General features: G+C 69.4%; 19 protein-coding genes. 7 read left to right on the top strand and 12 right to left on the bottom strand.

The window, feature by feature from the left end; genetic code table 11:
• Positions 1-388: 388 nt before the first annotated feature.
• The 8 genes from AOK17_RS00120 to AOK17_RS00085 all read right to left on the bottom strand — a co-directional run bounded on the left by AOK17_RS00120 (position 389) and on the right by AOK17_RS00085 (position 9,211).
• Positions 389-1,243, bottom strand: coding sequence for a phosphotransferase enzyme family protein (locus tag AOK17_RS00120; protein WP_055610145.1), 855 nt, complete (start codon positions 1,241-1,243; stop codon positions 389-391).
• A gap of 135 nt (positions 1,244-1,378) precedes the next feature.
• Positions 1,379-2,413 carry a 2-hydroxyacid dehydrogenase gene (locus AOK17_RS00115; RefSeq protein ID WP_055610144.1) on the bottom strand — a complete coding sequence of 345 codons (1,035 nt, stop codon included), beginning with the start codon at positions 2,411-2,413 and terminating at the stop codon, positions 1,379-1,381.
• The gene (locus AOK17_RS00110; protein WP_055610143.1) at positions 2,410-3,033 is read right to left on the bottom strand and encodes a histidine phosphatase family protein; all 624 of its coding nucleotides are present in this window, start codon (positions 3,031-3,033) and stop codon (positions 2,410-2,412) included. Before AOK17_RS00110 ends, AOK17_RS00115 begins: the two co-directional genes overlap by 4 nt.
• A complete protein-coding gene (locus tag AOK17_RS00105; RefSeq protein WP_055610142.1) occupies positions 3,030-4,517 on the bottom strand; it encodes an FGGY-family carbohydrate kinase in 1,488 nt (495 codons plus the stop codon). Before AOK17_RS00105 ends, AOK17_RS00110 begins: the two co-directional genes overlap by 4 nt.
• Positions 4,514-6,022, bottom strand: coding sequence for an FGGY-family carbohydrate kinase (locus AOK17_RS00100; RefSeq protein WP_055610242.1), 1,509 nt, complete (start codon positions 6,020-6,022; stop codon positions 4,514-4,516). Before AOK17_RS00100 ends, AOK17_RS00105 begins: the two co-directional genes overlap by 4 nt.
• A gap of 5 nt (positions 6,023-6,027) precedes the next feature.
• Positions 6,028-7,152, bottom strand: a complete 1,125-nt coding sequence (locus tag AOK17_RS00095) for a sugar ABC transporter permease (protein ID WP_245696962.1) — start codon at positions 7,150-7,152, stop codon at positions 6,028-6,030.
• Between the two features lie 122 nt (positions 7,153-7,274).
• Positions 7,275-8,102: an ATP-binding cassette domain-containing protein gene (locus AOK17_RS00090; RefSeq protein WP_055610140.1), complete on the bottom strand. Its 828-nt coding sequence runs from the start codon at positions 8,100-8,102 to the stop codon at positions 7,275-7,277.
• A gap of 32 nt (positions 8,103-8,134) precedes the next feature.
• Entirely contained in the window at positions 8,135-9,211 is a 1,077-nt protein-coding gene (locus AOK17_RS00085; protein ID WP_055610139.1) for an ABC transporter substrate-binding protein, read from the bottom strand.
• A 309-nt stretch (positions 9,212-9,520) separates the two neighbouring features.
• On the opposite strand from AOK17_RS00085, the gene AOK17_RS00080 reads away from it, so the two are divergent.
• Positions 9,521-10,327, top strand: a complete 807-nt coding sequence (locus AOK17_RS00080; protein ID WP_079052702.1) for a DeoR/GlpR family DNA-binding transcription regulator — start codon at positions 9,521-9,523, stop codon at positions 10,325-10,327.
• Positions 10,328-10,551: 224 nt separating this feature from the next.
• Here the strand turns inward: AOK17_RS00080 and AOK17_RS00075 are convergent, their stop codons facing one another.
• Positions 10,552-11,412: a helix-turn-helix transcriptional regulator gene (locus AOK17_RS00075; RefSeq protein WP_055610138.1), complete on the bottom strand. Its 861-nt coding sequence runs from the start codon at positions 11,410-11,412 to the stop codon at positions 10,552-10,554.
• Positions 11,413-11,539: 127 nt separating this feature from the next.
• Here AOK17_RS00075 and AOK17_RS00070 point away from each other — a divergent pair, with 127 nt between their 5' ends.
• Positions 11,540-12,535 (top strand): aldo/keto reductase, encoded by a 996-nt coding sequence (locus AOK17_RS00070; RefSeq protein ID WP_055610137.1) that lies wholly within the window; start codon positions 11,540-11,542, stop codon positions 12,533-12,535.
• 146 nt (positions 12,536-12,681) lie between these two features.
• Positions 12,682-12,933, top strand: a complete 252-nt coding sequence (locus tag AOK17_RS00065; RefSeq protein WP_055610240.1) for a hypothetical protein — start codon at positions 12,682-12,684, stop codon at positions 12,931-12,933.
• A 96-nt stretch (positions 12,934-13,029) separates the two neighbouring features.
• On the opposite strand, the gene AOK17_RS00060 is transcribed toward AOK17_RS00065, so the two are convergent.
• Together AOK17_RS00060 and AOK17_RS00055 are read right to left on the bottom strand one after the other, a co-directional pair.
• Complete coding sequence (locus AOK17_RS00060) at positions 13,030-13,449, bottom strand: MerR family transcriptional regulator (protein WP_055610136.1); 420 nt, start codon at positions 13,447-13,449, stop codon at positions 13,030-13,032.
• A gap of 54 nt (positions 13,450-13,503) precedes the next feature.
• A complete protein-coding gene (locus tag AOK17_RS00055) occupies positions 13,504-14,538 on the bottom strand; it encodes an MDR family NADP-dependent oxidoreductase (RefSeq protein ID WP_055610135.1) in 1,035 nt (344 codons plus the stop codon).
• Positions 14,539-15,051: 513 nt separating this feature from the next.
• Here AOK17_RS00055 and AOK17_RS00050 point away from each other — a divergent pair.
• Positions 15,052-16,326 (top strand): sulfite oxidase, encoded by a 1,275-nt coding sequence (locus AOK17_RS00050; RefSeq protein ID WP_055610134.1) that lies wholly within the window; start codon positions 15,052-15,054, stop codon positions 16,324-16,326.
• A 25-nt stretch (positions 16,327-16,351) separates the two neighbouring features.
• On the opposite strand, the gene AOK17_RS00045 is transcribed toward AOK17_RS00050, so the two are convergent.
• Entirely contained in the window at positions 16,352-17,623 is a 1,272-nt protein-coding gene (locus tag AOK17_RS00045; RefSeq protein ID WP_063997141.1) for a hypothetical protein, read from the bottom strand.
• 283 nt (positions 17,624-17,906) lie between these two features.
• Between AOK17_RS00045 and rox the strand changes: the two genes are divergently transcribed.
• From rox to AOK17_RS00030, 3 genes are all read left to right on the top strand, one after another.
• Positions 17,907-19,337 (top strand): rifampin monooxygenase, encoded by a 1,431-nt coding sequence (gene rox, locus AOK17_RS00040; RefSeq protein ID WP_055610239.1) that lies wholly within the window; start codon positions 17,907-17,909, stop codon positions 19,335-19,337.
• A 234-nt stretch (positions 19,338-19,571) separates the two neighbouring features.
• Positions 19,572-19,997 carry a hypothetical protein gene (locus AOK17_RS00035; RefSeq protein WP_055610132.1) on the top strand — a complete coding sequence of 142 codons (426 nt, stop codon included), beginning with the start codon at positions 19,572-19,574 and terminating at the stop codon, positions 19,995-19,997.
• Between the two features lie 54 nt (positions 19,998-20,051).
• On the top strand, positions 20,052-20,446 hold a 395-nt coding region (locus tag AOK17_RS00030), incomplete at its 3' end, for a hypothetical protein (protein ID WP_157881255.1).

Here is a 20,446-nt window from a genome sequence, read left to right as displayed (position 1 = left end):
CGTCGCTTGGGGGACCGTGTTCATACCGGAGCGGCTCGTCAAGGACGTGTACGTGTCCTTCTGGGAGCGACGCCACGGCGTACTCCTGTGGCGTGGCAGGGTCGAGGAACAACCCCTGAGAAAGGGACAGTTCCTGTATTCCTCGCCGCGAAACATGGCGCCCGGATGAGTCCACGCTGCGCGTCGTGGCGTCACACGCCTGTCGGAACCACCGCTGACCTGCAAAACCAGCGGGAGAGACCGACGCGAGGCAGCGCGCCGCGAGACATCAGCATCAGCGCGGCCAGCACGACACCCGAGGCAGCCCCGGTCGCGGGTTCCCCGAGCCACCGAGAGGCCCTGCCCTCATGATCAGAAGCCGTCCGTGCCCGACCTCGAAGATCCGCGATCAGTCATGGGGATCCAGGCCGTTACGGCCCAGCGCCGCTCGGATCTGGCTGAGCCACTCCGCGCCCAGTTGACGCCCGTTCGGGAGTTGGTCGTCTCGGTCCCAGCGCCACGTTGTGATGATTGCCAGCACGAGGATCCGGCACTCACGCAGCAAGTCCTGGTCGATGCCCGGATAGTGCTCGCTGACTTCTTCGGGCGCGTGGGCGAGGTCGAATTCGATGGGCCCGCGGCAACACGTCTCGAAGTCGATGAACAGCAGCCCGTTCTTCGTGGTGAGCAGGTTGCCCGGGTGCGGCTCGCCGTGCAGCAGCTGCTCGGCGGCGCCGCGCTCGGCGATCGCTTGCCTCAGACGTCGTAACGTATCGCTGAGCAGCTCCCGGTCCGCGTCGGCGAGCGCAGGAGTGCGCTCGCGGTTCGCCAAGAGTCGTTGAGCGTGCTCGACTCGATCCAGGAAGTGCGGCGTCGGGACATCGAGCTTGCGCATGCCGGCGTGCAGCTGCTCGAGCGCATGGGCGAAGTCCGCTGGTGAGACCTCGTGAGGTGTCACGGGTTCGTAGTAGGTCCACAGTGTGACCACGAAGCCGTCGCGCTCATAGACGCGTGGCTCCACTCGCGGCTCAAGGGCGGCCACCGGGCACCCGGATTCGCCGAGCTGCTGAGCGACGTCGACCTCGAACTGTGCGATTTGTTGCTCCACAGGTGCTACCCGGGCCAGGACATCACAAGACAGCAGACGCAGAGTGAGCTTGTTGGAGTCATGAAGAACGATCGCGTCGTCGTCGACGGCCAGGTCAAGTGATGAGGCGATGGCCATGGCCGCGGCCACCGCACGCGAGACCTCTGACGCCTGCATCGTCGCCCGGCCCCTCTCCACATGGTCCAACTGGCCAGCGCACCTTACCAAGTTGTCGATCGAGAGCCGGGGTAGCGCGACGGACAAGGCGTGCGGAATCGGCGGGCCGGGAGTCGGGATTCGGGCGTCGGGAGTTCAGTGAAGTTGGGCCAGAACCTGCGGATTCGCGCAGTGCGCGAGTGGCCGGCCCGCCAGGAACGCGGCTACCTCCGAGGCCACGATGGAGGCGGCGTTGAAGGCGGTCTGTCTGCTGGCGCCGGCCAGGTGCGGCGTCATGACGATGTTGGGCGTCGTCAGCAGGCGTGAGGTGGCGGGGATCGGCTCGTGGGGGAAGACGTCGAAGGCGGCGCCGAAGAGCTTTCCGGCGTCCAGGGCGTCGCACACGGCGTCGTAGTCGACGAGTGATCCGCGAGCACAGTTGACCAGTACGCCGCCTGCCGGCATCAGGTCGATCATCCGCCGGGAGATCAAGCCCTCGGTCTCCGGGGTCGCGCGGGCGTGGACGGTGACGAACGTGGAGCGTCGCATGAGGTCCGCCAGGTCGGTGACCTCGGCCGGTGACACGTCGTCCGCATGGACAAAGGGGTCGGCGACGAGTACTTGTGCGCCGAATCCGCGGAGGATCCGGGCGACCCGTGAGCCGATGGCGCCGTATCCCACGATGCCGACGGTGCTGCCCGCCAGCTCCGGGCCGACCTTTTCGAACATGTAGTAGTCACCTCGCCAGGTGCCCGCGGCGAGGTCCGCGTGGGTGGCGGGGACGCGTCGGGCCGCGGCCATCATGAGGGCGACCGTGTGCTCGGCGGTGGCGGTGGCGTTGCGTCCGGGGGCGAAGGAGACCGCGACGCCGTGCCGGGTGGCTGCTTCGAGGTTGGCGTTGACGGGGCCGCCGCGGCTGACGCAGAACAGGCGCAGACCGGGGCTGGACTCCAGGATCCGTTCGGTGAGCGGAGCCATCTGGGTGACGCAGATGTCCACCCCGCTGAGGGCCTCGATCAGCTGGTCCTCGGTGCCGGAGGCCTCCCGTACTTCGGCCACCTCCCCGAAGGGCTCGACCGGCCAGGGCAGGGTGAGTTCGCGGAAGGTCGCGGTGGGTGCGGCCGGCCGGAGCTGGTCGAGGAGCAGGGAGTTGAGGACGAAGTGGTCACCGGCGGTGAGGATGGTGGTCACTTGGGTTCTCCTGGGGTCACGGGGCGGTTCAGTGTCAGCAGCGACGGCCCGCCGTCACGCAGGACGAGTTCGTTGAGGGCGCAGTTGGCCAGGAACGGGAACGTCCGGCGGTACTGGCGCAGAGGCAGTCCGAGCAGGCGGCAGAGTGCGAGCCGGATCGCGGTGGAGTGGCCCACGACGAGGACGCGGCCTTCTTGGTGATCGGCCTGGAGGTCGGTGAGGAACGCCAGATAGCGGTCGCTCGCGTCGAGGGGGTTCTCTCCCTTGGGGAAGTGGTTCGTCACCGGGTCGGTCCTGAAGGCCGCCAGGTGGTCGGGGAACCGCTGGTGCATCTCCGCGCGGGTGAGGCCCTCGGCGATGCCGAAGTCGAGCTCGCGCAGCCGTTCGTCCACGCTCACCGGCAGTCCGGTGCGCACCGCGCTGTCGCGTGCGGTCTCCTGCGATCGCGTCAGCGGGGAGGCGAAGATCGCGGTCAGGTCCGCCTGTTCCGCCCAGTCCGCGAGCGCGCGTGACTGTGCGTGGCCGTGCTCGGTGAGCGCGACGTCGGTGCTGCCGGCGTACCGGTTCTCGGCGTGCCACAGGGTCTCCCCGTGTCGGACGAAGATGACATGGAGGCTCAAGGCGCCGTCCTTTCTCGTGCGTGGGTTGCGACGACGCCGGGGAGCCAGCCGCGTTGGACAAGCAGATCGAGCAACCTGAAGTAGCCCTCGTCGTGCGGGTTTCTCTGTGAACGGCGTGGTTCGAGAGTCCGGTCGAGTCGCACCATCGAGGCGGCGACGCTGTCCAGAGGCTGACTGCTCGACGCGGCCAGCACCGCCATGCCGAGCGCCGGTTGCGCGTTGCGCGGCAGGGTCACCGGGCGTTGCAGCACATCGGCCCGCAGCTGGTTCCACAAGGGGTTGCGGGTGGCCCCGCCGGTGAGGGCGACCGCACCGTCGGTCGGCGCGCCGAGCAGGTCCACGTAGTCGAAGCAGAGCCGTTCGATGTATGCGGCGCCCTGCAGCAGCGCGGCGAACGACTCGGTGCGGGTGGCCGGCTCGCGGCTGCCGAACGCGCGGGCGTCCGCGGCGACGAAGGGGAACCGTTCGCCCGGGGAGACCAGCGGATAGCGCAACAGGTCGGTGGGCAGCAGCGCCGCGGCCTCGCGGGTGAGCCGGTTCAGGTCGGCGTCCGCGAACTCCCGTGCGACCAGGCCGGCTCCGACGCTGGAGGCTCCGCCGGGCAGCCAGTGGCCGGAGGGTGACCGGTGGGAGTAGACGACCCCGTGCGGATCACGGAGGAGGTCCTTGGTGACGCCCTTGAGCACCAGGGTGGTGCCCATGACCGAGTTCCAGCTGCCGACGGCGGTCGCGCCGGAGCCCAGTTGCGCCGCGCAGCCGTCGGTCATCCCGGCGACGACGGCGGTGCCTTCGGTCAGCCCGGTCTCGGCGGCGGCTTCGGCGCAGACCTGGCCGATGACCGTGCCGGGCAGTACCAGGTCGGGCAGCATCGCGCGGGGAATCTCCAACGCGGCGAGTACGGGCTCGGGCCACGTCACCTGTGCGGCGTCGGCACCTGTCTTGAGCGCGTTGCTGGTGTCGGTGGGTACCTCGTGCCCGACGAGCCTGCTGTTGACGACGTCGTTCTGATGCGCCAGGCGCCAGCCGTTCTGAGCGGCCCGGGGATAGTGGTTGAGCAGCCAGCGGAGCTTGGGCAGCGCCCAGGATCGCTGCATCCGCTGGTAGCCGGCCCTGGCCCACTGCTGCTCCCCGGCGGCGTTGACCTGTTCCGCCTCCGCCGCGGCGCGCCCGTCGTCGTACATCAGCGCCGGTGTCACACACAGGCCACGGCGGTCCAGCATGGTGATGGTGCCGGAGGTCGCGTCGACGGCTACCCCCTGGACGCGGCGCAGGTCGGCACCCGCGGCGCGTGCCCGGTCGATCGCGGTGAGGACTGCGCGCCACCACTGCTCGGGGTGCTGCTCATGGCGATCGCCCTCCCGGCGGCTGGTCAGCGGGCACGAGCCCTCGCCCAGCAGACTGCCGTCGGACGCGGCGACGACCACCCGTACGCCCTGAGTCCCCAGGTCGATGCCCAGCCAGGCATCGCTTTCGTCGGCGGTCATGCGCCGTCTCCACCGGTCGGGGCCGGACGTGTCTGTCCGCGGTCGCGTGTCCACAGCGGCTGGTTGAGCTCCCGCAGCCGCAAGAAGTCGGCGTACTGGTCGCTGAAGTCGTCGAACGCCTTCAGATCGGGCTGGTATGTGGCGGCGACCTCCACGTGCCGGGCTGCCGCGGTCGGGAAGTCCGGCTCACGGCCGGTGGCGACCAGGCCGGTCAGCCAGGCGCCGCGGGCCCCGACCTCGGCGGAGGAGGGAATGGTCACGGGGAGGCCGGTGACATCGGCGATCAGTCGCATCCAGAAGTCGCTTCTGGTGCCGCCGCCGCAGAGCGCCAGCCGGTCCGGGGAGCCCGGGGCCGCGGTCAGGCAGTCGCGGATGGTCATGGTGACTCCTTCCACCAGCGCACGGGCCATGTCTTCGCGGCCGGCCTCCAGGGACAGGCCGGACAGGGAGCCACGCGCCGTGGTGTCGAAGAAGGGAGCCCGCTCTCCGGCGGGGGAGAGGTAGGGGATGAACCGCACCCCGGCCGTATCGCGTCTGCCCTGCGCGGCCAGGGCCATCAGATCGGTGACAGAGGTCAGTCCGAGCAGTCCCGCCCCCCAGTCCAGGACGTCGCCGCCGCTCATGGTGGGGAAGGCGCGGAGGTAGCGACCGGGGACCCCGAGCGTCACGGTGATGCCCACGGGCTCGTCGGTGACCACCGTGTCCGTGATGACCTCGGTGGACAGGGTGGTGCCGAGGATGCAGCACGCCTGGCCGGCGGTCACCGCGCCGGCGCCGATGGCGGTGGCGCAGATGTCGTACGGCGCCAGCACCACCGGGATCCCTGCGGGCAGGCCGGTCTCGGCGGCTGCCGATGCGCTGATCGTCGTGACTCGGTGGTCGTCGTCGCGCAGCTCGGGCAGGAGCCGCCGAGCCCACTGCAGGCCGTAGATCTCGAACAGCCGGTCGGACCAGTCGCGCTGCCTGATGTCCATGAACGGTGCCGACGCGTCCGACTCGTCGACGGCGGGTTCGCCCGTCAGCTTCAGGTGAAGCCAGCCTCCGCAGGTCAGCAGATGGCTCGATCGGGCCACCCGGTCGGGGTCGTTCTCGCGCAGCCAGGCCAGTACGGCGTTGGGCATGCCGGTGGACAGTCGCGACCCGCTGATCCGGAAAGCCTCCAGCGCCACCCCGTCGTGCTCCCACGCGGTGATCTGGGCGGTGGCTCGTCCGTCGTTCCACAGCACGGCGGGCCCGGTGGGACGTCCCTGGCCGTCGACCAGCCAGGCGCCGTCGCCCTGTGCGGTGACGGCGACCATGCCGGGTGCGTCGGGGAGTGCTTCGACGACTTCCCGGACGGCGTCGGAAACCGCGGCCCAGACTTCGGCCATGTCCTGCTCGGCCCACCCGGGACGGGGGCGCGTCACCTGGGTCGGCCGGCGGCTCACCGCCAGTTCCTTCCCGTCGTCGGCGTATCCGACCACCTTGATGGTGGTGGTGCCCGCGTCGATGGCGATCGCAGTCATCCGCTTCACCCCCGTCCGTGCGCCTGGCGCGAGCGCCGGGCGAAGGAGTCCAGGCCGACGGCGATGAGCAGGACCGCACCGGTGATCATGAACCGGTAGGAGGAGTCGAGGTTCAGCAGCGTGAGACCGCTGGAGATCGACTGGATGACCAGGACTCCGAGCAGGGCGGCGATGGCCGAGCCACGGCCGCCGAACAGACTGGTCCCGCCGATCACCGCCGCGGCGATGGCATTGAGGTTGACGTCTCCGGTCCCGGTGCTCTGGTTCGCCGCGGCCAGTCGCGACGCGGCCAGTATGCCGCCGACCGCGGCCAGTCCGGAGCACAGGACGAACGCCGAGGTATATACGCGCCGTACGTTGATGCCGGCCCTGCGGGACGCCTCGGCGTTGCCGCCGACCGCGTAGATGGATCGTCCGAACTTGGTGCGGCTGAGCACGTAGTGCGTCACCAGCACCAGGGCGACGAAGAACACGAACATCCAGGCGACGCCGCGGGTGCGGTTCAGGTAGTAGACGACGAGCAGCAGTCCGGCCAGCAGCAGAAGCGACTGCATGACAAGCCACTGCGGCGACGAGGACGACAGCCCGGCGCGGCGGCGGGTCCGGGCCCGCACCCACCCGGTGGCCAGGAACCCGCCCGCGGCCACCACGGCCAGTGCGTAGGCCATCCAGTGGGGGACGAACCACAGCTGTGCGAACTTCACCAGGGTGGAGTCGTAGGGCAGGTTGATCGCGTTCTGGCCCCGAAGCAGCCACAGTTGCACGCCGAGGAAGGCCAGCAGCCCTCCCAGGGTGACCACGAAGCTGGGTACACCGAAGCGGTTGAGCACCTGGCCGTAGAGCCAGCCGATCAGGCAGCCGCCGGCCACGGCCGCGAGGACCGCCAGCCACATGGACTGCTCGTTCTTGACCATGACGACAGCCGTGATCGCGGCCGACACACCGCTCACCGATCCCACGGAGAGGTCGATCTGGCCGGCCAGCAGGACGCAGACGATCCCCAGCGCGAGGACGCCCACCGGAACCATGTCGAAGGACAGGTTCACCAGGTTGGTGCTGGACAGGAACGTCGGATTGAGTATCTGGAAGATCGTCCAGATCACCACGATGCCGCCGACGACAGGCAGCATGCCCAGGTCTCCGCCCCGCACGCGGCGGATCGTGGCCCTGATGCTGTCGGTGATGCCCTGCGGCGTCACAAGACGCTCATCCTGCAGGTCGGTGGGCGTTGCCACCGAGTTCTCGGTGATGGTCACAGCTCTTCCTTCTCTTCCTGCATTTCCTGCGGGGAAGTCGGCCGGCCTGCGGCTCGCCGCGAGACCACGTTGTCGGTCGCGCCGGTGATCGCGGCGACGATCTCCTGGGAGGAGACGTCCCTGGCGTTGTACACACCGTTGTTGCGGCCGAGCCTCAGCACCGCGACGCGGTCGGCGACCGCCCGGACGTCCTCCATGTTGTGGCTGATCATCACCACGCCGAGTCCGTTGTGCTTGAGCCGCTCGACCAGGTTGAGGACCTCGGCCGTCTGCGCGACACCCAGGGCGGCCGTCGGCTCGTCGAGCAGGACGATCTTCGGGTTGCTCAGCAGTGACCGGGCGATCGCGACCGTCTGCCGCTGGCCGCCCGAGAGCGCGGCCACCGGGACACCGAGTGTGGGGATCTTCGCCGACAGCTGTCGCAGCAACTCCCAGGAGCGCTTTTCCATGGCGACGTCGTCCAGCATCCAGGGACGGAGTTCCTGACCCAGGAACAGGTTCGCCTTGACGTCGAGGTTCTCGCACAGGGCCAGATCCTGGAACACCGTGGCTATGCCCATCGCGTGGGCGAGCGCCGGTGAGCCCAGAGACACCTTCTCGCCGTGAAAGAAGATTTCTCCCGCGTCGGGCGTGTACACCCCGGAAAGGATCTTCACCAGGGTGGACTTGCCGGCGCCGTTGTCCCCGACGATGGCGACCACCTCACCGGCCGCCACGTCGAGCTCGATGTCGGTCAGCGCGGCGACCGCGCCGAAGTTCTTGCAGATTCCGCAGAGCGACAACACGGTGTCCGTGCCCGCACCGGTAACCGCGGTGCCTGTCATCGTGACCCTCTTTCCTCAGAGACCCCGAACCGCTACTTGATGCCCAGACGCCCGCAGTCGGCGGCGTACTGAGCGGTGCACACGTCCTTCGCCCTGAGCACTCCATCGGAGCCGAAGATGACCTCCTTGAGGTTCTTCTGTGTCACGACGGTCGGCTTGAACAACTGCGACGGGGTGTTGAACAGCTTCTTGTCCGCCTTGGGCTCCTCGCCCTTCAGCAACTGCCGGGCGACGTCCGCGGCAGCCTCGGCAACGATCTTGATCGGCTTGGAGATGGTGTTGTACTGATCTCCCGCGATGATGCGCTGGATCGCCGCCAGCTCCGCGTCGTTGCCGGTGATCGGCGGGGTCTTCACATCCGCGGCCTTGAACGCCGCGATCGCTCCGCCGCCGGTGCCGTCGTTGGCCGCCACCACGCCGGCGATCCTGCCGCGGTACTGGGCGATCTGCCCGCTCGCCCACTGCTGGGCCTTCTCCGGTGACCAGCCAGGTGTGTCGTACTCGGCGAGGAGTTTGAACCCGCTGTCATCGACGGCGTTGTGGACGCCCTTCTTGATCAGCCCGGCGGCGGCGTCGGTGGGGGACCCGTTGATCTGGAGCACACCCCCCTTGGCCTTGGTCTCCTTGAGGTGATCGACCAGCGACTGGGCGATGGACTCGCCGATCGCCTCGTTGTCGAACGACACATAGAAGTCCGCGGGCTTGTCCGGGATGGGCCGGTCGTAGGCAATCACCTTGACGCCCTGGGACTGCGCCGTCTGCACGATCGTGGCCGCCCCGGCGGAGTCCACCGGGTCGATCACGATCACCTTGGCCCCCTGGGCCATCGCGGAGTTCGCCTGCTGCTGCTGAAGCGAGGCGTCGCTGTTGGCGTTCTGGTAGATCACCCCGCAGTCCGGGCACAGCTTGGCCATGCGCTTCTTGAACAGCGGAGCGTCGTACTGCTCATAGCGGGTGGAGGCCAGGTCGGGCATGAGGAACGCGACCTTGCCCGACTTTCCGTCCGCCTTCGCGGTCCCGGAGTTCCCGGCACTCGGTTCCTCGGCGCATGCGGTGAGAGCACCCAGGGCGAGGATGCCGGCGAGAGCACCACTGGCCAGTCTTCTCATGTTCGACTCCTTGATCCAGGACCGTGCAGCTGCCGGGTCGGCCGCTCTGACGTAACGCACAAGAAACTCTTGGCGCTTTCGGGTGTCAACGGATCCTGAGAACTGAACACCGATGTCTGATCTTTTGATCAGCCTTCCTGTTCCTTCTCCTGGCATGGCTGAACATCGGTGTGCCATGCTGCTTCGGAGAGTGGGTCACAAACCGGGCTGAAACGCGCTCGTTGCAGGCGGGGAGAGTGCAACGGGCAAGGTGAAAGCCCGACACAGCCCGTATGTGTTCTGTTAACAGAAAAGGAACAAGGGGACTTCATGGCGGAAGGCAAAGATCCGGCCACCGACGAGGGAGGGCGAGGGCCGCGGGAGAGGCGGGAGCGGATCAAGAGCCGTGTCGTCGACGAAGGCTTCGTCCGCATCGAGCGGCTCGCCGAAGAGCTGGGTGTGACACCGATGACCATCCGTCGCGATCTCGACTACCTGCAAGGCAAGGGGTGGCTGAGAAAGGTCCGCGGCGGGGCCACCGCACAACCGTCGACGGCGTTCCACGGCGACATCCGGCATCGCACCCAGTCCATGGCGGAGGCGAAGAGCGCACTCGCCCGTGCGGCACTTCCCCTCGTCAAGCCCGGGCAATCCCTCATCGTCGACGACAGCACCACCGCCCTCGCGCTCGCGGGACTGCTCTCGCAACGCGCACCGCTGACGGTCATCACCAACTTCGTACCCGTGATCCAGGTTCTCGCCGGCAGTCCGGGGATCGAGCTCATCTCACTCGGCGGCGCGTACTACCCGGCCTACGACGCATTCCTCGGCATCCGGACCATCGACGCGGTCAACAGCCTGCGTGCCGACACGCTGTTCGCCTCGACGACCGCCATCACCCGCGGCCACTGCTACCACCAGTCCCAAGAGACCGTGGGAGTGAAACGAGCCCTGATGGAAGCCTGCGACCGCAAGATCCTGCTGGTCGACCACACCAAGTTCCAACGCCGCGGCCTCTACCAGCTCGCACCTGTCACCGCGTTCGACCTCGTCATCGTCGACGCCGGCATTTCGGCGTCACAGCTCGACACGCTGCAGGCCGCCGGCGCGGAGGTCCTCGTCGCCGACCCGGAGTGAAAGCCGGTCCAGCGGCGACGCGTTCGACAGGATCACTCCACAGGTCTGCATGGCGTAACCGCGCGGCACCGCGTCCAGGCCCTCGGCCATTACCGGCCTTCGAAGTGGTCCCGGCCCAGGCCAGGTTGGAGTTCCGGTAGCCGTGCTCGATGCGACAGCCGATCATCGCCAGGCGAACGAGCTCGGCGAGTGGCATGTCGGCAGGATCGGCAGGATCGGCCGCTTCACCGTGCCGTCGGGCCCGTTGCCCCCGTGGGGAATTCCTCGATCCCGATGACCCGCAGCAGCTCCAGCCGCTCGCGGGTCTCGGCGTCCGCCGGGGTGAGCACCAGCAGCTGCTGGCCCTGGTCGGGGGTGACCAGGGTTTCGCAGTCCATCAGCAGGCGGCCGACCCGCGGATGCAGCAGGGTCTTGCGGTCGGAGCGACGGACCGCCACCTCGTGCTCTGCCCACAGCCGGCGGAAGTCGGCGCTCGCGGCCTGCAACCGGTCGACGAGTCCGGAGACCGTGGAGTCGCCGGACCGGCGGCCGGCTGCCGCGCGCAGATCGGCCACGAGCCGGCGGCCGTGGCGTTCTCGCTCCTCGGGCGGGGTGATGGCGCGGACCGCGGGGTCGGTGAACCAGCGGTATGCGACGTAGCGGCGGTCGCCGGACAGGCCGGTGTGGTCGCCCATGAGCAGCAGGGCGGCCCGGTTCTGGGCGAGGGCCTCACCCAGGTCGGACAGCACCAGGGCCGGGGTGTCGCCGAGCAGGTCGAGCATGCGGATCAGCCCCGCGCGGGCCAGACGAGCCACCCCATCGGCGGGTGGGGGCCGATGGCCGGCCAAGTGAAACAGGTGGTCGCGCTCGTCGTCGGAGAGGCGCAACGCCCGGGCCAGCGCGCCGAGCAACTGGACTGATGGCTGACTGCTGCGGCCCTGTTCGAGGCGTACGACGTAGTCCACCGACATGCCTGCGAGCGCGGCCACCTCTTCCCTGCGCAGTCCGGTGGTTCGGCGGCGGGGACCGTCGGCGATACCGACCTCGGCCGGGCGCATCGCCTCGCGGCGGCGGCGCAGGAAGTCGGCGAGCTGGTCACGTTCCATGGCCCCATGGTCTCTCGCGGCGGGCGGGCCGAGCCAGGGAGCGGCTCTCCCAGGATGAACGCTCCGCTCCCGTACGTCGCGGCGCCGCCGCAAGGTGGACGGCAGACCGACGACGAAGGAGAACACGATGCAGACACGAACCCTGGGCACCACCGGCCCCACCGTTTCCGCCCTGGGCCTGGGCGCGATGGGCATGTCGGGCGCCTACGGAGCGGCCGACCGCGCGGAGAGCATCGCCACCGTGCATGCCGCGCTGGACACCGGCGTCACGCTGATCGACACCGGTGACTTCTACGCGATGGGCCACAACGAGCTGCTGCTCGCCGAGGCGCTGCGCGGCCGGGACCGGGACAGCTACCGGTTGAGCGTGAAGTTCGGCCAGCTGCGCGGGCCGGGCCGCGAGTTCAGCGGACAGGACGGCAGGCCGGAGGCGGTGAAGAACTTCCTGGCCTACTCGCTGACCCGGTTGGGGACCGACCACATCGACATCTACCGTCCCGCCCGGCTTGATCCGGCGGTCCCGATCGAGGAGACGGTGGGCGCGATCAAGGAGATGATCGAGGCCGGGTACGTCCGGAACCTCGGCCTCTCGGAGGTCGACGCGGAGACGATCCGCCGCGCGCATGCCGTGCAGCCGGTCGCCGACCTTCAGATCGAGTACTCCCTCCTGTCCCGTGCGGTGGAGGCGGACGTTCTGCCTACGTTGCGGGAGCTGGGCATCGGCCTGACCGCGTACGGAGTCCTCAGCCGTGGCCTCATCTCCGGGCACTGGTCCGCCGGCCGCACGGCCGGCCCCGGCGACGGCCGCGGCTTCAGCCCGCGATTCTCGACCGGGAACGTGGAACACAACCTCGCCCTCGTGGAGGCACTGCGCATGGTCGCCGACGCGAAGGGGTGCACGGTCGCCCAACTGGCCATCGCCTGGGTGGCCGCACAGGGCGAGGACATCGTGCCGCTGGTCGGCGCCCGTACCCGCGAGCGGCTGGCCGAGGCGCTGCCCGCGATGGAGCTGAACCTCACCGCGGAGGACCTCGCCGACATCGAGAATGCGGTGCCGCCGGGTGCGGCGCGCGGCGACCGCTACCCGTCCGCGTTCATGGCCGGCCTTGGCGTCGGCAACTGAGTCCGCGCCTCCGGCAACACTCCGAGGATGTCTGCCACGGAGTCCTACGAGGAATTGTCTGGCAGAGGGCACATGATGAACGCCGTGCTCATCGAGCAGTAGGTAATCGCCTTGCTGTGATGCTGCAGCCCGGCGATGCTGGGCCGATGCCAGGGCAGCGGAAGAGGAAGCGTCAGCAGCGGGACCGGGCACAGCGGACAGCTGCTCGCTTCGCGCCTGACATGGGCCGCTGGGAGGTGCTCTTCGAGACCCAGGACGGGTCGGAATGGCGCGATCACATCAGTCGGCTCCGAGCGTCGGACACACAGATCGACTGGTCGGCGGTGCGGGTCGACACGTTCTGCGGACGCACGGTGCAGCCGACCACCTTCCGACTGAGCCTCTTCGTGCCGAACTAACCGGCGTGTACTCACCGGGCACCAGGCACCAGGCACCAGGCACCAGGCAACGGGCGACGGGCATCGGGCAGGTGGCCGACGCGGCCTAGGCATTGCCTAGTGGGCCTCAGCCGAGAAGGCCGCCGCGGGTGATGAGGGAGAAGTGCCGGACCCATCGTCCACGTGCTGTGCCAGACGGTCGCGCAGGCGGGTCAGGCGGTCGATCTCCGCGTCGAGGGCTGCCAGTCTGCGGTCGGCGACCCTGGAGCCGGGGACGCCGGAGTCGGGGGGCCCGCAGCGCCGTTGGGGATTCTTGACCAGCACGTCGATCCGGTCGGCGACACCGCTCAGATCCTCGACGGTGAGCCCGAGCGCCAGCAGCTCGCGGACGACGCGGGCTCTGGCCACATCGTCCGGTCCGTACTCACGCTGTCCGGAGGCCGTACGCGGCGGCGGTGGCAGCACGCCGCGTGCCTCGTAGAACCGCAGCGCCCGGGGCGTGGTCCCCGCCGCCGCTGCCGCATCCCCGATCCGCATCCCGCCCCCGCCTCGGACTTCCTCACGCATCCGCCGTGCCCGTGCACCGTAGCGTCACCGTGACGGCAACTCCACGACGACGGTCCCGAAGTGCCGCCCCTCGAACAGTTCCCGCAACGCACTTGGCGCCCGATCCATGCCCGGGACCCGCACGTGCGGGAAGGTGATCTCGCCGGAGCGCAGCCACTGCCCGAATCGCTTGGTCCATTCCTCGTTCACCTCGGGATGATCCATACCGCTGTAGCCGCGGAGCGAGACGCTCTGGTTGACGAGCCGGAACGTGTCGATCTCTGCCGGCGCACTGCCACCGTCCCCGTGCGGCGACAGCTGTCCGGCCAGAGCGCCGACGAGCGCGAAGCGGGCACCGCGGCGAGCGGCGCGGACCGCCGCGGTGAGCTGCTCACCGCCGACGGTGTCCAGCAGCACGTCGATGCCCTCCGGCGCAGCCGCGGCCAACTGCGCGGCCAGCGACTGGGATCCCGGCACCAGCACCACGTCGTAGCCCAGTTCGGCCAGCAGTCGCTCGGCCTTGTCCGGCGAACGGGTGCTGCCGATGACCCTCGTGGCCCCCAGCAGGCGCGCCAGAGCGCCCGCCAGCGACCCCACGCCGCCGGCCGCCCCGGTGACGAACACCGTGTCTCCGGCGCGGACTTCGGCGAGCCGGGTCAGTGCTCCGTAGGCGGCTGCCCCGGATGACAGATGGGCCACTGGGTCGGGCAGGGCGTCGCCCAGCGGAGCGCAGTCGCCCTCCGCCAGCAGCGCGTGCTCGCGCCATCCGAGCAGATGGGTCACCGCGTCGCCCGGCCGAAACGAACTGCCTGCAGAGGCCGCGACGACCTCGCCGACAGCGGGACCGAAGAGCGTGCCGCCGACGTGGATACGCGGCAGTGGTACGCCGTCGGCCTGGCCGCCGATCAGGGTGCGCAGCCCCGGGAACACGAGGAAGTACCGGTTCCGGACGAGGACTTGACCCGGGCCGGGGGCGGAGAGCGGCTTCTCCACGACCGCGAAGTGCTCAGGCCCGGGCAGCCCAACAGGGTTGTCGGTCAGCAGGATCTCGCGCGTCGTCGCAGGCAGGACAGTGGCCATGTCGGGACTCCTGGATAGGTGCGTAGGTGGGCGCGGGTGACAGTCGGACCTGCCCGGGCCTGGCGGTCGGCGCGCAGACGCTAACCCTTGACGCGCGCGTCAAGGGCAAGCCTGTCGCGGCCGTCCGGACGCTCTTCGACGGCGGCTCCCGCCTTCGGGCGTACCGCGCGTCTCCGCCGTCCCGCCGGTGCGTCCGCGTGGACAGGAGCACTGGGGGTGCCGCGCCAAGCCAACTCCCTGACATGAAGGCTCCATTGACACCCTGGCGAGCCACGTGCTTGCATCCCGCCATGCCGTCGCCGGAACCTCTGACTCGCCGCCGCGCCGTGGACCTCGTCCGGGTGGCCGCGGCACTGTGTCGGACGACCGGCTGACCACGCGCCCTTTCGCGCCTCCCGCCAACAGCCCTGCCGGGCAATCCTGTTGTGCTCGGAATTCCGGCCGCCGGGTGCTCGCCCCGGCCCGTGCCTGACCTCCTTCCGTGCTGTCCACCCCTTTTGACGAGGACTCGCCATGCCTTCTGCCGCCCCCGCCGGCCACCACGACGAATCCGCCTACGACCGCCGCAGGCTGCGCCAGTGGCTCGCCGGCGAAGCCAGGGCGGACGGGGTCACCCGCCGCCGACTGCTCACCCTGCTCGCCGCCACCGCCGCAGGGACGGCGCTGGGTGCCACGCCCTCCGCCCACGCCGCCGACCGGCCGATCGTCAAAACACTGCCGCCCGAGTGGTTCATCGAACGCGGCACCAACGCCGAGACCCGCTGGGAGGCGCTGCGCGGGACCGGCCTCCACACCCCCAACGAGCGGTTCTTCGTACGCAACCACACCGCCACCCCCGTCCTCCAGGCCGACGAATGGCGGCTGCGGCTGTGGGGGAGCGGACTGCGCGGAGCCCCCGGCGAGGACCGGGCGGTGGAGTTCGGGTACGACGATCTGAGAGCTCTGCCTGCGGTCACCCGTACCGCGTTCGTCGAGTGCGCCGGAAACGGACGCTCCTACTACACGACCCAGCAGGGCGAGACGGTCACCGGGACCGCCTGGACCCTGGGCGCGATCGGCGTGGCGCGCTGGCGCGGCGTGCGCCTCGCCGACGTGCTGCGCAGGGCCGGGCTGTCCCCGTACGCCGTGGACGTGCAACCGCGCGGCCTCGACGCCGAGTACTTCAGCGGGGGCGAGAACCTGGGCAGGGTGCGCCGTCCGCTGCCGCTGGCGAAGGCGCTGGACGACGTACTGCTCGCGTACGAGATGAACGGTGAGCGGCTTCCCAACGATCACGGATATCCGGTACGGGTGTTGGTGCCCTCCTGGGTCGGGATCGCGTCGATCAAATGGGTCGGTGACATCGAGGTGTCCGCGCAGCCGCTCTTCTCGCCGTGGAACACCACCTTCTACCGGCTGTTCGGCCCCGCCCACCCGGAGGGCGGCAGCGCGCCCATCACCCGCCAGGTCACGAAGAGCGCGTTCGAGCTGGCGAGCGGTGCCACGTTCACGGCGGGACGGAGGCACGTACTGCACGGGCGGTCGTGGTCGGGCGCGGGCGGCATCGAGCGGGTCGATGTCAGCACCGACGCCGGGGTGAGCTGGCGGCCGGCCCGCCTCCACGACCGGCCCGGCGCCGGTACCTGGTCCCGCTGGTCACTCAACTGGAGGCCCGACGCACCCGGCGCCACCCACCTGCTCGCCCGCGCCACCGACACGGCCGGCCGCACTCAGCCGGACACCGCCGTGCCGAACACACAGGGGTACCTCTTCGACGCGGTGGTTCGGCACCCCGTCAGCGTGGTGTGACGCCGCCCCGACCCCGCATCACGCTTCAGGAGGGGAGCGTGGACAGGGGCACGGCGAACACTGTGCGCAGGTTCTCCCATTCGGTCAGGGACCAGACCTGTCCCGTGCTCTGCCAGTACGTCAGGGACTCCGGATGCTCGGCCCAGCACTGGTAGGTGCCCCCGCAGGTGGCGACGCTGCGGGTCGTGGTCTGTCCCCAGAGGTGTCCGTGTACGCCGGACGAGGCCGAGGCGTGTGCGACGTACCAGACGTTGTTGTGGGCGAGGACCCCCTGCATGTTCCCTACGCCGCTCCGGTAGCCCTGGACGGCGGGGACGAAGGAGCCGGAGGCGCTGCTGCTGTTGAGCAGGTAGTCGCTGCCGAAGTTGTAGCGCAGCATGCGGCCCTTGGTTCCGTTGTTGAGGTACTCGGTGGTGACCAGGCTGTCGGGCACGCTGCTGCGGTCGAGCGAGAGCGAACCGACGCAGGGCACGGCCGTGTTGACGTTGCCCGTGCAGGCTCCCGCGTCGTACGAGTATGAGCCGATGGCGGGCATGACGTACTGGTAGCCCCAGGCGGAGTAGCCACCGTCGACCTTGCCGATCGCGTAGCTGTTCACCGAGGCCTGCAGGATGTGCTGCATGCTGAAGACGTAGATCGCGTTCGTGTGGCCCTGCTGGCCGGAGACGAACAGCTTGTCCCCGTACCAGGCCATGCCTCCCGCATGCGCGGCGACCCGCGCGAAGTTCTCGCCGCCGCTGGTGGGAGTCACCAGGAGCACCCAGCGGTACTTGGGGGCCGCGGGGTTGTTGTAGTCGATGAAGGCGACGCGGACGGTGTTGTAGCGGGCGTCGCCGGTTCCGGTGCCGACGTAGCTCCACCCGGCCAGGATCAGCCTGTTGGTACCCCAGGCGCCGTCGTCGTCGGCGTCGCCCGAGCTGGTGATCGACTGGGGGTGCCAGTCCGGGGTCGTCGCGTCGCCGGTGTCCCAGCAGAAGCTGGCGCTCGCGGTGGGAGCGGTCGGCAGGGTGCCCCGCTCGGCGGCGTTGCAGGAGCGTGCCGGGTGGTTGGCGCTCTCCAACACCTCGGTGACACCTACGTTGTTGAGCTTCGAGTCGAGGTTCGCGGTCGTCTCCGGGGTGACCGCGTTCCAGCGGAGCCCGTACCCCGCCCGCTCACTCGCGCCGATCGTCTCCAGCGGATCGGTGTAGGCGGTGGCGGCGGCTCCCGCACCGGTGATCGCGCCGGGTGCCAGCGCGGCGGCGACCAGAGTGAGCAGGGCGACCAATGCGAGTCGAATACTTCTTCGGGAATTCATGGTGGGGCCTTGCCCCATGGAGTCGTATCCCATTCCGGGGGCGCCACCGATACACGACAACCGACACACAACAAAGGCGAGGAGATTGCCTTCTCCTCGCCACTATCAACCTATAGCGCACCCGGGGCCTTGCGGCAAGACCCGGGTCGTGCTGCAGAATCTCCGGCCTGCGGCAGAACTCGCGGTGCGGCGGCAGGCAAACGGCGCGGAGGCGCGGGTGTGCGAACTGCCGGACCGCGCGGGGCAACTGGCCGAACGGGCCTTGTCGAATGAGGGGGAACTGATGATTGACGTGATCGTCGTCGGCGGCGGACCGACCGGATTGATGCTGGCCGGCGAGTTGCGGCTGCACGGCGTGCACGCGGTCGTGCTGGAGATGGAGACGGAGCCCACGAAGGTCGTCCGCGCGCTCGGTCTGCACGCGCGCAGCGTCGAGGTGATGGACCAGCGCGGTCTGCTGGAGAGGTTCCTCGCGCTGGGGAAGCAGTACCCGGTCGGCGGCTTCTTCGCAGGTATCACCAAGCCGTCGCCGGACAGGCTGGACACCGCACATCCGTACGTTCTCGGCATCCCGCAGCCCGTCACCGACCGCCTGCTGACCGAGCACGCCACCGAACTCGGCGTCGATGTCCGGCGCGGCTGCGAACTGGTCGGGCTGAGCCAGGACGACCAGGGGGTCACCGCCGAGTTGGCCGACGGCACGCAGTTGCGTTCGCGCTGGCTCGTCGGCTGCGACGGAGGCCGCAGCACGGTCCGCAAGCTGCTCGGCGTGGGCTTCCCCGGCGAGCCCGCCAGGGCCGAGACGCTGCTGGGCGAGATGGAGGTGACCGCGTCGCAGGAGACGGTGGCCGCAGTGGTAACCGAAGTCCGCAAGACCCACCTTCGGTTCGGCGTCGGGCCGTACGGAGGCGGGTCGTTGTACCGCGTCGTCGTGCCCGCGGAAGGGTTGGCCGAGGACCGCTCGGTCCCGCCGACGCTTGAGGAGGTGAAGCAGCAGTTGCGGGCGTTCGCTGGCACCGACTTCGGCGTGCACTCACCGCGTTGGCTCTCCCGCTTCGGCGACGGGACCCGGCAGGCCGAGCGCTACCGGACCGGCCGGGTGCTGCTGGCCGGCGACGCGGCGCACATCCACCCGCCGCTGGGCGGGCAGGGCCTCAACCTCGGCATCCAGGACGCGTTCAACCTCGGCTGGAAACTGGCCGCGGAGGTCAACGGCTGGGCGCCGGAAGGGCTGTTGGACAGCTACCACACCGAACGGCACCCGGTCGCCGCCGACGTACTGGACAACACGCGCGCGCAGACGGTGCTGATGACCCCCGAGCCGGGCCCCCTTTCGGTGCGCCGGCTGATGTCGGAACTGATGGACTTCGAGGAGGTGAACCGGTACTTGATCGAGAAGGTCATCGCGATCGGCGTCCACTACGACTTCGGCGAGGGGCATGAACTGCTCGGCCGACGGATGCGGGACGTGGTGCTGAAGCGGGGGCGCCTCTACGAGTTGATGCACGGTGGTCGCGGCCTGCTGCTCGACCAGACCGGTCGGCTTTCGGTGGCGGGATGGGCGGACCGGGTCGACCACGTCGTCGACGTCAGCGAGGAACTGGACGTGCCCGCGGTGCTGCTCCGACCGGACGGCCACGTGGCGTGGGCCGGTGACGATCAGCAGGGGCTGCACAGCCAGTTGCCCAGGTGGTTCGGCGCTGCCGTCGGCTGAACTCTGCTCCGAGAGTGAGAACCACCTTCAGGGTCCCTGGAATTGGCCTTGAGGAATCCGCCGGCGAGACCAAATGCTCCCCTGTTCCGATCTCAACTTCACTGCGACCATGAAGGGATGGCGGACGCGCCGATCGAAGTGAAGCTCGCGCAAAGGGCGTTGACCGGCGCCTGGGGTTCGACGAGCTGATCGACTTCTACGGCGCGACATTCTGGTATTGCCCTGGGGGAGCTGATGACTATTTCCTGCCGATCCGGCGAGGACCAGCGCGGTGGTTTGGAGATCACCATCACCCTGACTGCCCTGGAGGCTGAGGCCATGGGCACGGATGCCACGCTCATGGCCGAGGTCTTCGACAGCTATCTGTGGGCCATGGGCATGCTCCGCACTGGCCGCAACTCCCGTGACCCCGGCACACCGCCCCCGACTCCCGGTGATTGGCTCGCGGCCCTGCGCGGACTCGACCGGCTCCCAACCCGCTTCCAAGGCATTCGCGACGGTCTGATCCGAGCCTGCACCGCGGCCGACGGAAGCCTCGAACGTCTGGCCAACATCATGAACATCAGCAGGTCGGCCGCTCGGCATCGACGTACGAGGATCACCAGGCATGCCCCCAAATCCTGGGAGCAGTGGGCCAGGACGCCCTCTTCGCGACCTTGAGGCGGGTACGCCGATGAGGAAATGGGAGAGGGGCATTCCGGAGGGAGGCGGACGGTGACGACGCAGCCGACGGCGTGTTCGTGGACGGATGAGGAGACCGTGGCGGCCAACGCCGCCGGGCGTCTGGTCCCGGCGCAGCAGCCGCTGATGACCGGGGCACCGGCCCGGATCATCAGTGCGGTGGGGCGGATCGTCGAGGTACCGGGTGCCGATCCGGAGGTGCGTGCGGGCGCGGTGCGGATCGAAGTGCATGACGGCGCAGCGCCGCTTCCGCCTCCCGCGACGTACCGGCTGTACTGGTTGGCACCGGCCGAGGGCGAGGAGGGTCCGAGCCCGCTGCTGCTGTCGGCGCAGCCGCTCGACGCGCAGCACCTGGGGGAACCGTCCGACGCCATCGCCGTAGCCGTAGAGGTGGGACGCGTGCCCGCCGGGAGCCGACGGCGCCGTCG

Origin of the sequence: Streptomyces phaeochromogenes (genome assembly GCF_001418655.1) — a bacterium.
GTDB lineage: Bacteria > Actinomycetota > Actinomycetes > Streptomycetales > Streptomycetaceae > Streptomyces > Streptomyces phaeochromogenes.
This window is presented reverse-complemented; position numbering and strand designations above follow the sequence as displayed.

Excerpts from the sequence above, each read along its gene's own strand:
- AOK17_RS00120 (WP_055610145.1), bottom strand. The coding sequence starts at position 1,243 with ATGCAGGCGTCAGAGGTCTCGCGTGCGGTGGCCGCGGCCATGGCCATC.
- AOK17_RS00105 (WP_055610142.1), bottom strand. The coding sequence starts at position 4,517 with ATGACCGCCGACGAAAGCGATGCCTGGCTGGGCATCGACCTGGGGACT.
- AOK17_RS00100 (WP_055610242.1), bottom strand. The coding sequence starts at position 6,022 with ATGACTGCGATCGCCATCGACGCGGGCACCACCACCATCAAGGTGGTC.
- AOK17_RS00095 (WP_245696962.1), bottom strand. The coding sequence starts at position 7,152 with ATGCTGCCTGTCGTCGGCGGCATCGTGGTGATCTGGACGATCTTCCAG.
- AOK17_RS00090 (WP_055610140.1), bottom strand. The coding sequence starts at position 8,102 with ATGACAGGCACCGCGGTTACCGGTGCGGGCACGGACACCGTGTTGTCG.
- AOK17_RS00085 (WP_055610139.1), bottom strand. The coding sequence starts at position 9,211 with ATGAGAAGACTGGCCAGTGGTGCTCTCGCCGGCATCCTCGCCCTGGGT.
- AOK17_RS00080 (WP_079052702.1), top strand. The coding sequence starts at position 9,521 with ATGGCGGAAGGCAAAGATCCGGCCACCGACGAGGGAGGGCGAGGGCCG.
- AOK17_RS00075 (WP_055610138.1), bottom strand. The coding sequence starts at position 11,412 with ATGGAACGTGACCAGCTCGCCGACTTCCTGCGCCGCCGCCGCGAGGCG.
- AOK17_RS00070 (WP_055610137.1), top strand. The coding sequence starts at position 11,540 with ATGCAGACACGAACCCTGGGCACCACCGGCCCCACCGTTTCCGCCCTG.
- AOK17_RS00065 (WP_055610240.1), top strand. The coding sequence starts at position 12,682 with ATGCCAGGGCAGCGGAAGAGGAAGCGTCAGCAGCGGGACCGGGCACAG.
- AOK17_RS00060 (WP_055610136.1), bottom strand. The coding sequence starts at position 13,449 with ATGCGGATCGGGGATGCGGCAGCGGCGGCGGGGACCACGCCCCGGGCG.
- AOK17_RS00055 (WP_055610135.1), bottom strand. The coding sequence starts at position 14,538 with ATGGCCACTGTCCTGCCTGCGACGACGCGCGAGATCCTGCTGACCGAC.
- AOK17_RS00050 (WP_055610134.1), top strand. The coding sequence starts at position 15,052 with ATGCCTTCTGCCGCCCCCGCCGGCCACCACGACGAATCCGCCTACGAC.
- AOK17_RS00045 (WP_063997141.1), bottom strand. The coding sequence starts at position 17,623 with ATGAATTCCCGAAGAAGTATTCGACTCGCATTGGTCGCCCTGCTCACT.
- rox (WP_055610239.1), top strand. The coding sequence starts at position 17,907 with ATGATTGACGTGATCGTCGTCGGCGGCGGACCGACCGGATTGATGCTG.
- AOK17_RS00035 (WP_055610132.1), top strand. The coding sequence starts at position 19,572 with ATGACTATTTCCTGCCGATCCGGCGAGGACCAGCGCGGTGGTTTGGAG.